The sequence below is a fragment of the Methylomonas sp. MED-D genome (genome assembly GCF_050276835.1).
Taxonomy (GTDB): domain Bacteria; phylum Pseudomonadota; class Gammaproteobacteria; order Methylococcales; family Methylomonadaceae; genus Methylomonas; species Methylomonas koyamae_A.
Map to the genome: position 1 here is coordinate 3,106,116 of NZ_CP189965.1, position 15,119 is coordinate 3,121,234.

The 15,119-nt window shown below is 59.6% G+C and carries 11 protein-coding genes; 1 reads left to right on the forward strand and 10 read right to left on the reverse strand.

Going from position 1 to position 15,119, the window contains the following annotated elements; genetic code table 11:
- Nucleotides 1–2 precede the first annotated feature (2 nt).
- From ACQE3E_RS13840 to ACQE3E_RS13875, 8 genes are all read right to left on the reverse strand, one after another.
- Nucleotides 3–527, reverse strand: a complete 525-nt coding sequence (locus tag ACQE3E_RS13840; RefSeq protein ID WP_064027807.1) for a phage tail protein — start codon at nt 525–527, stop codon at nt 3–5.
- 12 nt (nt 528–539) lie between these two features.
- Complete coding sequence (locus tag ACQE3E_RS13845) at nt 540–2,138, reverse strand: phage tail sheath family protein (protein WP_313730025.1); 1,599 nt, start codon at nt 2,136–2,138, stop codon at nt 540–542.
- Nucleotides 2,139–2,398: 260 nt separating this feature from the next.
- Nucleotides 2,399–2,590, reverse strand: a complete 192-nt coding sequence (locus ACQE3E_RS13850) for a YbdD/YjiX family protein (protein ID WP_313730024.1) — start codon at nt 2,588–2,590, stop codon at nt 2,399–2,401.
- Between the two features lie 2 nt (nt 2,591–2,592).
- On the reverse strand, nt 2,593–2,961 hold the full coding sequence (locus ACQE3E_RS13855) for a PilZ domain-containing protein (RefSeq protein WP_313730023.1): 369 nt from the start codon (nt 2,959–2,961) through the stop codon (nt 2,593–2,595).
- A 59-nt stretch (nt 2,962–3,020) separates the two neighbouring features.
- Entirely contained in the window at nt 3,021–5,318 is a 2,298-nt protein-coding gene (locus ACQE3E_RS13860) for a DNA internalization-related competence protein ComEC/Rec2 (protein ID WP_313730022.1), read from the reverse strand.
- 46 nt (nt 5,319–5,364) lie between these two features.
- A complete protein-coding gene (locus tag ACQE3E_RS13865) occupies nt 5,365–5,730 on the reverse strand; it encodes a YciI family protein (protein WP_281020632.1) in 366 nt (121 codons plus the stop codon).
- A 158-nt stretch (nt 5,731–5,888) separates the two neighbouring features.
- A complete protein-coding gene (locus ACQE3E_RS13870; RefSeq protein ID WP_064027820.1) occupies nt 5,889–6,263 on the reverse strand; it encodes a YciI family protein in 375 nt (124 codons plus the stop codon).
- A 79-nt stretch (nt 6,264–6,342) separates the two neighbouring features.
- Nucleotides 6,343–7,581, reverse strand: a complete 1,239-nt coding sequence (locus tag ACQE3E_RS13875) for an RNA polymerase sigma factor (protein WP_427500663.1) — start codon at nt 7,579–7,581, stop codon at nt 6,343–6,345.
- Nucleotides 7,582–7,848: 267 nt separating this feature from the next.
- Here ACQE3E_RS13875 and ACQE3E_RS13880 point away from each other — a divergent pair, with 267 nt between their 5' ends.
- Nucleotides 7,849–9,141 (forward strand): PepSY-associated TM helix domain-containing protein, encoded by a 1,293-nt coding sequence (locus ACQE3E_RS13880; RefSeq protein ID WP_427500664.1) that lies wholly within the window; start codon nt 7,849–7,851, stop codon nt 9,139–9,141.
- Between the two features lie 66 nt (nt 9,142–9,207).
- Here ACQE3E_RS13880 and ACQE3E_RS13885 read toward each other — a convergent pair whose 3' ends face one another.
- Together ACQE3E_RS13885 and ACQE3E_RS13890 are read right to left on the reverse strand one after the other, a co-directional pair.
- Complete coding sequence (locus ACQE3E_RS13885; RefSeq protein WP_427500665.1) at nt 9,208–10,053, reverse strand: HDOD domain-containing protein; 846 nt, start codon at nt 10,051–10,053, stop codon at nt 9,208–9,210.
- A complete protein-coding gene (locus tag ACQE3E_RS13890) occupies nt 10,043–15,109 on the reverse strand; it encodes an EAL domain-containing protein (protein ID WP_427500666.1) in 5,067 nt (1,688 codons plus the stop codon). Before ACQE3E_RS13890 ends, ACQE3E_RS13885 begins: the two co-directional genes overlap by 11 nt.
- Nucleotides 15,110–15,119 lie beyond the last annotated feature (10 nt).

Sequence of the window (15,119 nt, forward strand, 5' to 3'; positions counted from 1 at the left end):
GGCTATTGCGGCTCGGTAAAGGTTTCCTCGGCCGGCTCGGCGACTTCGTAATCGCGTTCCCAGCCTTCGTTTTCCAGCTTGATGTGCTGGATCGCCACGGCGTTGGCGTTGGCATCCAAATCCGGCAGGGCCTGAAATTCGGACACCCAGCAGCGAAACAATTTGTAAGCCACCGCGAGCTGGCCCGACTCGTTGTAGAGTTCGATGATGATGTCCTTGCGAAAATCCTTGAGCGACACTTCCGCGCCCAGCCCGGAACCGAAATTCCACACCTTGTTAGCCCATTGCTCGAATTCCTTGTCGTGGGTGACGCCGCGCTCCAGGCTGATGGCCTCGTATTCGGTACGGCCCGGCGATTTGCGGCTGCTGCTGGGATCGCCGCCTTCCCGGTGTTTGACTACTTCGGTGGTGCGTTTGAGCGCGCCGACCTTGCTGACGCCGGCGACGTATTTGCCGTCCCATTTGACCCGAAATTTGAAATTTTTATAGGGATCGAACCGTTGTGCGTTGACGCTGAACTGAGCCATGGCGGATTCTCCTTAGACTTCGATTTGTCCAGCCATTTGCTGGAGTTTGATGACGACAAATTCGGCGGGTTTTAGCGGCGCGAAGCCGACCACGATATTGACGATGCCGGAATTGATGTCGGTTTGCGTCGTGGTTTCCCGATCGCACTTAACGAAGTAGGCCTCCCTGGGGGTACTGCCCTGAAAAGCGCCCTGGCGAAACAGGTTGTGCATGAAGGCGCCGACGTTCAAACGAATCTGTGCCCACAGCGGCTCGTCGTTCGGCTCGAACACCACCCACTGCGTGCCGCGATACAGGCTTTCCTCGATGAACAACGCGGTGCGGCGCACCGGCAGGTATTTCCATTCGTCGGCCAACTGGTCGGCACCGCGCAAGGTACGCGCGCCCCAGACCACCCGGCCGTTGACCGGAAACGCCCTCAAACAATTGATGCCCAACGGGTTGAGCATGCCGTTTTCGGCGTCATTCAAATTTACTTGCAAACCTTGAATCCCGCTCAGCGAGGCATCCAGCCCGGCCGGCGCCTTCCAAACGCCGCGCGCGGTGTCGGTGCGCGCCATGATGCCGGCAATCATGCCACTGGGCGCGAACACGTCGAGCTGGCCTTCGCGCAAGGGATCGCTTTGAATCACACGCGGAAAGTACAGCGCTGCGTTACGAGCTTCGACACCGGACAGACCCAAGCCGCTCAATCCGTCGCGAGCCGTTGCAGCGGCGGTATCCTTATTCGCGCCCCACGCCGCCGGCGGATCGACGATCAGCACGGCGCGCCGGTCGGCGCAGTATTTCATCCCCTTTTGATAGACTTCCTTCAAGGTATCGCCCTCGCGGGTGTCGGGCGGTATGCACAGCAAATTGAACAAATCGGCCTTATCCAGCGCGTAAAGGCCGGTTTTGTTGTTTTTGTCGCCGACCACGTCGGCTTCGGCGGTCAACAACGCACTATCGCCGCCGCCGGTAAATTTTTTAAAGCTGGCCGGCGTGGCCGCCGGATCGGCCGGATCTTCGGCGGCGGTCGAGTCGGTGGGCCGGCCGGCCACCAGATCGGCGCTGCCGTCGGCTTTCTTCTGCACGCGGATCAAATTGGATTCCGCGGCTAACACTCGATCCAGGCGGCGGGCGCCAGCGCCGACAGTGACAGCCAAATTCAGGAAGCGTTCGACGCGGCCCTTGCCGGGTTCTTCGTACACCGTCATATTGAATAAATCGGCCTGCGCAATGCCGTAACGGCCGGCGACTTCGGCGGTAATGCCCTTGGCGTCTATCGTGTAAGTGAGCTTGTCGCCGCGCAAACCAACGCTGGCGGCTTCCAGTTTCAGATCGGCGTTTTTCGAGGCCGTGGCGTTTTTCGCCAGCCTGACGATCAAGGCCTGTTGGCCGCCGTTCAGATAAAAGTCGCGTACCGCATAGGACAGCGGAAAATCCGGCGACAAATCGCCAAACACCCGGATGAAATCGCCGAAGCTGTTGACGGTGATCGGCTCATCGGTCGGTCCGCGCAAGGCCCGGCCAAGAAACGCGGTAATCGAGGTGGCGACGCCGGTAATCGTGCGAACGCCGCTGGGGACCTCTTCGATGTAAACGCCGGGATAAGAAAGTGCTACAGGCATGACGTGCTCCTTTAAAACGCTACTGGAACCGGATTACCACCCCGTGGATGCTTAATCTAGTGCGACGATGCGGCGCGGGCGGACTAGGCGGCCGCGGACCGAAAAAGGCTGCGAAGCCGCCCTAAGCTGGCGGCTTTTGTTGAACATCATGTTGAGCGTATTTCCGGCAACAAACAATGACGCATTTGTGCCAGTACAAATGTACTGCATCGCTTCTATTGTCGTCTCCGCCTGTAAAGGCGATTGCCAAAAATAGCTTACTAGCAGCAGCGCTTGACGCCGTTCCATTTACGGCGGGTTTCGGCGGCGAAGAAAGCCTTGCGGCTCAGCGGCGCGGATTCGCTATCGGCATGGTGGGTTTGCCAGTGTTGCAAGTAACGGCGGTAGGCGGTTTCGCCGTTCAGCGCTTCCCAGATTCGCCGGAGCATGCCGGCCGAGGTGGTCCGTGCCATCCTCAGTCTTCGTCGGCCGGCGGCGCGAATTTCACGCACTCGAACATCAAGTCGTCCAGATCGTGTTCGGCATGCCGCTCGCTGTCGTACTGCAAGCCGCATTCCTGATGCTCGTCGCGTAAATGTTTGATCATGCCGTGTATCGACACCGGCACTTTCGACTCGGGCAACACGATGGAAATCCGCAGCTCGGCTTCCTCGACTGTCCGGGCCAGCGGTTCTTTCAAACGGATTTTGATGCCGCTGTAACTCATGTCCACGACCAAGCCGTCGATGACGATTTCACCGCCGGGCGGCGGCGGGTCGATGATGATGTGCGCCGCCAATCCCTCGGGGCAAAACCGCCGATGACTGCGTTTTTCAATTTCCATGCATAAGCTCCCGCGAATAATTTCGAGAGTATAGGCAGAAATTCCGGCGCCGTTAAGTGTTATCGGCCGGCTTCCGCCGCCGGACAGGCGTCGTCCGCCATCCAATAGCGACGATGCCGGCAACGTTCGCCGTGGATAGCGACCGGTATCTCGGCGGTGTCGACGATGATCGCGCCTTGTTCGGCGGTATTCGCCCAGTTTGCGCCCATCCGGCGATAGCGTTCCAGTACTTGCGGATGCGGAAAGCCGAAGCGGTTCGAATACCCGGCCGGAATCAGCACCCAAGCGGGCGCGACTTGTTCCAGAAACGTCAGCGTCGAAGAGGTCTTGCTACCATGATGCGGCGCGACCAAAAAGGTGTTGGCCAGTTGATCGCCGTATAGCTCCACCAAGCGGCGTTCGCCGGCCTGCTCGATGTCGGCGGTCAATAGCAGGCTAGCGCTGGCGGTGCGGACTTGCAGCACGCAGGAATTGTCGTTGTCGCCCGGCAGGCGCGGGTCGGACGGCGCCAACATCCGGAATTCGACGCCGTCCCAATTCCAAGTCTGGCCGGCCCGGCAATATCGGCCTTCCAGCCGCTCGGCCCAGGCCGGCACGCTGCTGAATACTTGGTCCGCCGCGACCTCGGCCAGCACCGATTCCGCGCCGCCACAGTGGTCGATATCGTCGTGACTGACGATCAAGCCGTCCAGCCGGCGTATACCCCGCGAACGCAAATAAGGCAAAATCACCGAGTCGCCCATGTCGGAGTCTTCGGAATAACGCGCGCCGGTGTCGAACAGCAAGCGATGCTCGGCGGTTTCGACGACCGCCGCCAACCCTTGGCCGACATCCAACAGCGCCAGCCGGACCTCGCCGGGCGGCGGTCTGGCCACGTCCGCGACCAACACCGGCAACAACAGCCAGACGCCCAAATAACGGCCGGGAAATCCGCGCGGTGCCAGCAACAGGACGCTGCCGATGCCGGCCGCCAATAAGGCCGGCCACGCCGGTTCCGGTAAAGTCGCGTTAGACAGCGGCAATTTCGCCAGAGCTTGCAAGGTCCACCAAAGGCTTTGCAGTATCCAATCCGCCAGTTGCAACAAAAATTGCGCGAACATTGGCCAAACGAACAGCAAGGCCACAGCAGCCAAGACCAACGGCACCACGACGATGCCGATCGCCGGCACCGCCAGCCAGTTGGCCAGCGGCGAAATCAGCGATACTTGCTGAAAAAACAGGATCAGCAGCGGCGCCAACCCGGCCGCGGTCGCCCATTGCGCCAACGCCGCCTCGCGCCAATAGCCCGGCCGGCCGAGCCGGCCGGCGGAAACGTAAATCAACAGTCCGACCGCCGCGAACGACAACCAAAAGCCGACCGCTTGCACCGCCAGCGGATCGACGATCAACACCGCCAGCAAGGCCAGCAACAGGATGCGCCAGGCCCCGACGTGACGCTGCCAACTCAAGGCCGCGAACGCCACGGCCAGCATCACGACCGCACGCAGCGTCGGAACCGAATAGCCGGCCAATCCAGCATAAAAAGCCGCCGCCAGCCAGGCCGTCAGCGCGGCCACCCGTTGCGGCGACCAACGCGGATTGCCGGTCCAGGCCCAGGCTCGCCGTACGACGAGAAATACCAAGCCCGCCACCAAACTGATGTGCGACCCGGAAATCACGATCAAATGCACGGTGCCGGTTTTACGAAACACCTGCCACTGCGCCTGACCGATGCCATCCTGGCTGCCTATCGTTAGCGCCTTGATCAAACCGAGGTTGGAGCCGCCGGGCAAGGCCTGATCCAACCTTGCCGAAATACTTTGTCTGGCGCGCGCCAAGACTGCTCCCACGCGCCCATCGTCGGCCAAGCGCGACGGCGCCGGCTCGTCGCGCACATAGCCGGTGGCACCGATGCGATTGGCAAACAACCAAGCTTCGTAATCGAAACCGCCCGGATTCAAGCGGCCGTGCGGCTGTCGCAACTTGACGGTCAAACGCCAGCTCTGCCCCGCCGCCACATCCGCCGTGGTTCGATACCAGTTCAATCGCAGTTTGCTTGGAAAATCGCCAGCCGGACGGGTGACCGCGAAGTCGAAGCCGATACGGTTGTCCATGTGCTTGGGCATGCCGGCGATATAACCTTCGACGTCGACCGCTTGATTCTGCAAGTCTTCGGGCAATTGCTGCGCCAACCGCCAGGCCCCGAAACCGGCCGCCCACAGCGCGCCGGCCAATAGTGCGACCAAGCCGATCTGACGGCGACACGCGCACAGCAATAATAAAGCCGTCAGCGCCGGCCATTCCCAGCCCTGCGGCAGCCGCTGCCATTGTTGCACCCAAACGATGCCGGCCAGCGCCGCCAATACCGCAACCGCCATCGGCTACGCCCACGCGTTCGCGGTAGCGGTGCGAGGTCTTGTCACGCTAGGCCTGATCGTCCGCCGGCAGTCCCGGCAATTCGATCAAGGGTCTGACTTCGACCGTGCCCTTGCGCGCCATCGGGATACGCGCGGCGATGGCGATCGCCTGATCCAGATCGGCGGTCTCCACCAAGTAGTAGCCGCCCAGTTGCTCGCGGGTTTCAGCAAACGGGCCGTCGGTCACCAAACACTGCCCGTCGCGCACCCGCACGCTGGTCGCCAACGCGGTGGGTTGCAGCGGACTGGCCGCCAGATATTGGCCGCGCTCCGCCAAATCGCGCGCCAATTGCAAGGACTCCCGGTAACAGGCCTGACGATCGTCCTCGGCCAGCGTCTGCTCGGCAAAATAGATCAATAGCAAGTATTTCATAAGGTCTCCAAATAACAGGGCTCCGCCTTTCCGGGGGTCTCACCGCAAAACCTTGAGTTCGAAAGATAACGGATGGCGCGTTGCCTGACGATGGCTGCGTCCCGCCGGCGCGGTCCGGCATTCTCGCCAAACCATAAAAACCCTCGAATACCGTGGATTTAACGCAAACCCAACGCGGCTAACGTTTGGCTGTCCTCGGCGACCGGCCGGACTTCGACGCAACCGAAGCGCGCGCCGGGAATTCCGGCGGCGATCCTGATCGCCTCGTTGAAATCGGTGGCTTCGATTAAATAATAGCCGCCCAGTTGCTCCTTGGTTTCGGCAAACGGTCCATCCGTCGTGGTCACCTTGGCGTCGCGGACCCGCACCGTTACCGCCGCGCTGGCCGGCAACAGCCGGTTGCAAGCCAAGTAGTGGCCGCTGGCGCGAATGGCTTCGGTAAACTCGGCATACTCTTCAAAATGGCGGTCGGCGGCGGTCGGCTCCATGTCCTCCATGACCTTTTCGGCACAAATTAGGCAAAGGTATTTCATCGGTTTCTCCCTGCATTGGGTTTCGGATGTTGGCTAGTCGATTGACGACAGTCCGATTCGACATCGCCGCCAAAAATTTTCAGCCCGCCAATTCGGCTAACCGGCGCTGTAAAAACCGGCGCTCGGGCTCCTGTTTGGCCAGATCAAGCGCGCGCCGGTAGGCGGCAACCGCGTCGGCGGCGTCCCCCAGGCGCCGGTATAAGTCGCCGCGGGCGGCGTGGATTAAATGGTAGTCCGCCAATTCGCCGCGCGCCAAGATGGCGTCAATCACGGCCAGACCGGCGGCCGGGCCATCGCGCATCGCCAGCGCGACGGCGAAATTCAATTCGACCACCGGCGACGGCTGCACCCGCAGCAACAGCACGTACAACGCGACGATTTGCGGCCAATCGGTGGCTTCCGCGTGCTCGGCTTCGGCGTGCAACGCGGCGATCGCCGCTTGCAGAGCGTAGGCGCCGGGCCGTCCACCGCACAAGGCAGCCTCCACCCAACGTCGGCCTTCGGCAATTTGCTCCCGATGCCACAGCGAGCGGTCCTGATCGGCCAGTAATATCAGCTCCCCGTCGGCCGAGGTTCTGGACATGCGCCGCGCCTCGTGCAACAGCATCAGCGCCAACAGGCCGAATACTTCCGGCTCCGGCAACAGCTCAGCCAGTAGCCGACCCAAGCGCAAGGCTTCGCCGACCAAGTCTGGCCGGGTCAGGCTGGCACCCGACGACGCCGAATAACCTTCGTTGAAGACCAAATAGACCACCCGCAACACCGAGGCCAAACGATCCGGCAACTCTTCGGCGGGCGGCACCCGATACGGAATCTTGGCCTCGCGAATCTTGGCCTTGGCGCGAACGATCCGTTGCGCCAACGTCGGCACCGGCGTCAAGAATGCCGCCGCGATCGCTTCGGTCGTCAAACCGCAAACTTCCCGCAAAGTCAGGGCCAGGTGCGCTTCCGGCGCCAGCGCCGGATGGCAGCAGGTAAAAATCAGCTTCAAACTGTCGTCCGGCCAGTCTTCGGTATCGTCCGGCGTGACCTCCCCCAGCGGATCGGCCAACGCTTCGACATCCTCCCTTTGCTCGAAGCGGGATTGCCTGCGCAACCGGTCTATGGCCTTGAATCGACCGGCCGACACCAACCAAGCCTTGGGATTGGCCGGCACGCCATCGCCGGGCCATTGTTCCAACGCGGCGCGAAACGCATCGTGCAAGGCTTCCTCGGCGAGGTCGAAGTCGCCGAGCAGCCGGATCAAGGTCGCCAAAATCCGGCGCGATTCGTCGCGGTATAAGGTCTGTACCGCGCGGTGTACGGCAGTGTCGTTCATCGAGTGTCCATTAATAACCAATTCGAAGGTGGAAATCGCGCCATGAGTTCAAAACCGGGCCCAAGCGCCAAGGCTTCCGCGGCGCGGCTGATATCCAACACAAGCGACCGCGCTTGAAATGAGCGCATGCCCGGAACGCGGTCTTGGTATCGCCTGCATATTACCTCTGGCGCCCGAGTCTAGCTAAAAATTCGCGGCAAGGGTCGGACTGGCCCCGGTCCGGCGATTCCGGCAAAATAGCAGGTTAACTTTTTTGCTCTCGTCGCCATGTCCGAATTGCAATACCCGATCATCGTTCGCCCCCGTTTCCGATTCGCCGCGCGCCGGATTTGGGTCAACTGCCACGTCTGGCTGGCGCTGACGGCCGGACTACTGTTCGCGCTGCTGGGCCTGACCGGCAGTCTCAGCGTATATCGCGAGGAACTCGACGGCCTGCTGAACCCGCAACTCCGCGTCACGGTAGCCGAAGGCGCGGAAGTACTGCCTATCGATAAACTGTACGCCATGCTACGCGCCGCCGAACCCAATCGCCACGGGGCCTGGACCCTGGAAATGCCGCGCGCGGCGGATGGTCCGATCACCGCTTGGTTCGAAAAACCTAAGGAAAGTTACGAGCAATTCTACGCTCCGCTGATGGTCTCGCTGGACCCTTACACCGGCCAAGTTCTGGACCGACGCTTCTGGGGACAAACCCTGACCACCTGGATCATGGACTTGCACACCCATCTGCGCTTGGCCGCCACCGGTCGCACTGTTGTTGCGTGGCTGGGCGGCCTGCTGATGCTGTCGATCATCAGTGGCTTGGGTTTATGGTGGCCTGGCCGCGACCGACTCGGCGACGTATTCCGATTGCGCCACGCCAGTCTGGTCAAGCTGGCCTTCGATTTACACCGCTGGCTGGGACTGATCAGTGCCTGCGGCTTGCTGATACTGGCGTTTACCGGTTTTCACCTCGCCTACCCTCGTCTGCTGGAAACCATTACCGCCGCCGACGGCATGGGCCACGGCGACGACGGTCCGGCGGTACGCAGCACCGGTGTTCCGAACAACAGGCCGGTTAACTTAGCCGAAGCCGTGCTGGTGGCGCGCGGACCGTTTCCAAAATCCGAAGTGCGGCGGGTGACGACCCCGGTCGGCGAACTAGGCACCTACCGGATCAATCTGCGCCAGCGCGACGAAATCAACCAACATCATCCGTTCACGACGGTCTGGGTAGACCGTTGGAGCGGGCAGATCCGCGACGTGCGCAACCCGCACCGGTTCTCGGCGGGCCAGCGTTTCACGACTTGGCTGTGGCCGCTGCATACCGGGGAAGCGTTCGGCGCGGCCGGCCGGTTTCTATGGTTCCTGACCGGCCTGACGCCCGCCCTGCTCTACATCAGCGGTCTATTGCATTGGTCGTACCGGCGCGGCTGGTTGGCGGACCGCGCGATCGATTGGCCGGGTTTGGCCGAACGCTGCGGAAACGCCTGCCGCGCCGGCGCCAGCCGTATGCGCGGCTGGCTGGCGAACCGCTTACTACCGATGTTACGCGACTTCAGCGCCAAATGGCGACGCTGACCGGGAGGGGGTGTCGGGCCGCCATGGAACCCAATGCCGCCGCCATCCGGAACGCCTCGATGGCGGTTAATGAAACAAGGTTGCCGCCAACTCCCGAACCGTCGGCGCCTGCTCGCCCAAACGCCGATACACTTCCGCCTGCCGTTCGGCACTAATACCGATCTCGCTCAAGCCGCTCAGCGGCGGCCATTCCTCGTCCTTGCCGGCCCGGCAAGCCATGCGGGCGGCGGCGTGTACCGTTTGGGCCGACTGCCAGTGACAGCCACGATATTCGGACTCGCCGTGTTGGGCGATAGTCGCGACCAATTCCGGAGCCAATCCCCAATGCTCGGCCAAATAGCCGCCTACTTCGCAATAATCGCAATCCAAGGCTTGCCGCAGCAATCGACTCAATGCGATTTCCGGATGGCGCCGCTTATATTCCAACACGGCTTGGGTTTGCTCGGGCATCGTATCGGCCAGGCATAAGATACCGATGTTGTGCAAAATCCCCGCTGTTCTGACGGTTTGCGCCAGCCGGCCGCCGAGCGGTTCTGCCAATTGCGCGGCCGCCTGGCCGGTCAACATGCCGCTCACCCAATAGCGGCGCAGATCGAATTCCCGACATTTGCCGGGATAAAACGGCTTCATTACCGCCAAGCCGATACCGACCGCCCTGACCACATTCATGCCCAATTTCAGACAACAGCGCTCTATCGAGGTCACCGCTTCGCCGTGACCGTTGGCCCAAGCGGAGTTCGCCAAGGCCAGCAGACGGGCACAGATCGTCGGATGGTATGCCAATACCTTGGCCAGCGCCGGGTAGTCCAAATCGTCGTCGACCAAGGCCCTCAACAAATGATGAACATCATGCGGCAACACCAACACCCTTTCCAAGCCACTCCGCCACAGCGGCGGCGCATCAGTGACCATCGCCGGGCACTCCCGAAGCCAGCCGGTTTTCCGCCTGTTCCAGCCGAAAGTCCTTCTCGAACAACGCCGGCAAGTCGTTAGCCGGCAACGGCTGGCTGAAATAAAACCCCTGGATGATCTGGCAACCCAAGCCGCTCATGACCATGGCTTGTTCGATGGTTTCGACACCTTCCGCGACCATTTTGAACGCCATCGCGTTGGCCATGCCGATGATGGTACCCAACAAAATTGGGGTTTGCGGATTGCTCAGTACATCTTGAACGAACACCCGATCGATCTTCAAACAATCGACCGGCATATGCTTGAGCGACGCCAGCGACGAGTAGCCGGTGCCGAAATCGTCGATGGCAATCTTGCAGTTCATCGCCTTCAATTGACGGAAAATCGCCATATCCGCTTCGGTTTGCATCACGCTTTCGGTGACTTCCAGCGTCAGCGCTTCGGCCGGCAAATCCGAGGCTTTCAACGCGGCATTCAGAATCTCCAGCAATTGCGGATCGCGAAACTGGCTGGCCGAGACGTTGACCGCGACGGTGAGCGGTGTCAAGCCCAGATCGTGCCAAGCCTTGAGCTGGCGGCACGCCGCGCCGATCACCCAACCGCCGAGCTTATGAATCAAACCCAGCGTTTCCGATAGCCCGATAAATTCGGCCGGCCCGAGCAAGCCGCGCTGCGGATGTCGCCAGCGCAACAAGGCCTCGACGCCGATCATCCGGCCGGTCACCATACTGACCTGAGGTTGGTAATACAATTCAAACTCCTCGTTTTCCAGCGCTTCCCGCAGCATTTGTTCGTCTTGCAGGCGTTTGATCGCCAACCCGGTCATTTCCGGCCGGTAATAGGCGTAGCGCTGTTTGCCGGCGCTTTTCGCGGAATACATCGCGGTGTCGGCGGCCTTCATCAAATCGTGTTCGTTGTCGCCGTCCTTCGGATAGATGGCTATGCCGATACTGACGCGCGGATTTAAGTGATGGCTACCCAGGATCAGCGGCAAATTGATTTCCTCCAGGCAGCGTTCGGCAATCTCCATCGCTTGAAACTCGTCGGTAATATGGTTGGCAATCACGCAAAATTCGTCGCCCCCAAGGCGAGCGACAAAATCCTCATCGCGCATCACCCGCTGGATGCGTTGCGCGATCGCCGTCAAAAACTGGTCGCCGACGTTGTGACCGAAGCTGTCGTTAACGTATTTAAATTCGTCCAAATCCAGAAACAGAAACGCAAACTGTTGTTGGCTGCGCTGGGCGGCCTTGATGGTTTGCTGGATGCGTTTTTGATAATGCACGCGGCTCGCCAAACCGGTCAAGGCGTCGAAATACGCCAATTGGTGAATCAGTTGCTCGGAAGCTTTCTGCTTACTGATGTCCTGCACGGTGCCTGTAACGTAGGCATTCGGTCCGCCCTCGACCAACGCGGTATGCTGGCGTACCGTGATCGGCTCATCCAAATCGACGCGTAAGCGGTATTCGATATCGTCGACCACTTCGCCAACCGCCGCCGCATCGATCAGCGCCCTCACCGTCGGCCGTTTATCGGTCTCGATCAAATCGATGTAGCGATCGAGATTGCCCTGAAAATAGTCGGGCTCCAATCGGCACAACTCGGCGAGATAAGAGGAGGTCCCGAACCGCCGCAGCCTGGGTTCCCAAGTCCAGTAACCCAAGCCTGCGACGCGTTGCGCGGCGGACAATTGCTGTTTGTTATGTCTCAGCTCGGCTGTCGTCCGGCTGGCGCGCAACAAAAATTTGATGTGATGTATCAGCACCACGTGATTGATCGGTTTAACGATGAAATCGGCGGCGCCGGCTCTGAACGCACGATTGATCGATTCGATGTCGTCCAAGCCGGTGGACATAATGATCGGGACGCCGGCCATCGCCGGCACGGCATGCATGGCCAGACAAGTTCCGAAACCGTCGATGCCCGGCATGATGGCATCCAGTATCACCAAATCGGGCGTTTCCCGGTCCAACCATGCCAAAGCCGCCTCGCCGCTATCGGCCTCGGCCACTCGATAGCCGGCGGTCCGCAGTTTGGCGCCGGTCACCATCCGAAAACCCGGATCGTCGTCCACCAACAAGATGCGAGCGACCTCGCCGTCCGTCGCTACGTCGGCAAAATCCGACTCCGACGACCGAGCTTCGCCGACCGATTCCGCTCCCAGCTCCAGCCTTAAACTGTCAATCGCCGCAGTCCAACACTCGGTAACCGTCCCCGCCAGCACCAGCAGATCGGCGGCATCCGACTGCCGGGCCGCGCTCTCCAATGCGGCGCAAGCGGCCACCAGCTCGGCCGCGCCGATGTTGGCGCTCGCCGACTTCAAGCTGTGCGCGGTATCCGCGAGTGCGTCGAAATCCCGAGTCTCGGCAAGCGGCGTAAGCCGTTCGGCCAATTTGGGCGTGGTGTCCAAATAAACTCGCGCCACTTTGCTCGATAAATCGTTACCGTCGGGGTCGGTCAAGCCTTGCAGCGCGCTCAAATCGATAATCGCCGGCGAATTTACCGGCCTAGTCGCGGTGGCGGTCTCTGGCGGCATCCGCGCCTCGCCAAGCCAAGCGGCCAACGCGGCGCGCAATTGATCGCGGCGGAACGGTTTGCTGAGATAGGCGTCCATGCCGGCGGCCTGACATTGTTCGGGCACGCCTTTTTGGACGTCGGCGGTTAACGCAACGATCGGCGTACGCGAGCGTCCCGCCGCGATTTCTTCGGCGCGAATCGCGACAGCCGCCGCAAAACCGTCCATCACCGGCATATGGCAATCCATCAAAATCAGGTCGTAACGTTTGTCGCGCGCGGCCGTGACCGCCGCCGCGCCGTCGGCGACGACATCGGCAGCGCAGCCCATGCCCACCAAGAAACTTTTGACGACTTCCTGATTGACCGGATTATCTTCCGCCACCAGCACCGTGCCGGACAGTTTTTCGGCCTCCGCTTTAGCAGACGGCATGGCCGCGACAGGTTTGTTGGCCAGAATTTCCAACAGACACTGGTGCAACTTGCGTTGAAATACCGGCTTGTTCAAATAAAAGCTGATGCCGTAATCCTGAAGTTTGTCGGCTTGCAACGATATGCTTTCCGAGCTCAGCATCACCAACGCGGGTTTGACAATTCGAGTGTCGTTTTGAATCGTTTTCGCCAAACTTAAACCATCCATGATCGGCAAATGCCAATCCAGCAACACAATCCGGAAAGCCTGATGGGGATTGGCCGAGACATCGGTCAACAGCTTCAAGGCCCTGGGTCCGCTATCGACGGTCGTGACGTTGGCGCCCCACAGCGTCAATTGGTCCAACAAAATCTCCCGATTGGTCGGATTGTCGTCGACCACCAAAATGTTGACGCCGGACAATTCATGGCTTTCGGCGCGATCGATGCCGGACTGTATCCCCAAACCCAAGCGCAACGAAAAATAAAATCGGGAGCCGCGCTCGACCCGGCTGTCCACGGCCAACTTGCCGCCCATTAATTCCACCAGTTGCTTGGATATCGTCAAGCCCAAGCCCGTACCGCCGTAACGACGGGTGATGCTGCCGTCGGATTGGGTGAAGCTGTCGAAGATTTTGGCTTGGCGGTCGTCCGGGATACCGATCCCGGTATCGACGACCTCGAACAACAATTCGATCGTATCGGTTCCGGCGACCTCCGCCAGCGTCGAGACTTTCAGTTGCACCTCGCCGCGCTCGGTAAATTTGATCGCATTGCCCAGCAAGTTGATCAGGACTTGGCGCAAGCGCTCGGCATCGGCCTGAATCACGTAATTAAAATCGTGCGGAATGTTCAGGATCAACTCGATGCCCTTGCGATGCGCCGGTTCGGCCAACAATTCCAGGGTATCTTCCAACAAGCGCCGCAAATCGAACTCCTGAACGATCAATTGCATCTTACCGGCTTCGATTTTGGAAAAATCCAATATGTTATTGATGATACCGAGTAGCGAGTTGGCCGAACGGTAAGCGGTTTCCGCGAATCGGACTTGCCTGGCGTCCAGTCCGGAAGACTGCAACAGTTCCATCATCCCCAACACGCCGTTCATCGGCGTGCGGATCTCGTGACTCATCGTCGCCAGAAATTGCGACTTGGCTAGACTCGCCTGCTCCGCCAGTTCCTTGGCGGCGACGGTTTCAACCACGGTTCGTTCCAGTTCCTCGTTTTTTTCGGCGAGCTGGGCGGTGCGCTCGGCGACCTGACGTTCCAATTCATTCCGGTGCCTTTCCAGACGCTGGTCGCGTACCTGAATTTCGCTCAGCATTGCGTTGTACACCTCGGCTAAATCGCCGAATTCGTCGGTACTGGTTTTTTCTATGCGATGGTAAAAGGCTTTTTCGCTGCCCACCGATTTCATCGCTTGCATCAAATTCAATAACGGCGCCAAGAAAATATGTTGCAGCTTGGACGTCAGCATGGCGATCCACAACATCGTGAACACCACGATCAGCCCGATAATCAAATAAAAACTTTTCAATATGGCGTAAAACCCGCTCTGATCGTCCACCAGATGCAATACGCCTATCATGTCGCCGTCCAAATAAATTGGCCTGACAAAATGCAGATTATTCTCCGCGTCGTATTCGACGACATATTTTCCGCCAACATCGGCGACACTAAAATAATGAAACAGACTGTCGTACCACTCGGAAAAAAGCGTCATCAACATTTTGAACGGATGAACGGATTTATCGGCGGGTCCGGCTTCTCGCAAAACCGCGTAAGCCTGGTCGAAATTCCAATGGCTGGCTGGATTTTTCTCGGAGTGATAATCGGCAAATAATTTTCCGCTTCGATTATATAACTCGGCATTTAGAATACTGTCGCGGGTTTTCAAGCTCTTGAGCATTTCGTTGGCGGTCACGGGATCGTCGAACACCAAGGACGCGGAAATATTCGAAGCGACAATATTGGCGATTAATACCAATTGCTGTTCCGTCTCAATTTTTCTGGCGAAATATTCGTTAATTACGATGACCGATGTCGCTAAAAATAAGGTCATCATAGCGATCGCCGTCAAGATCGACACTAATTTCAGTTTGATCGGCGCATTGTTAAACCATTTGAACATGCTGTCGCCC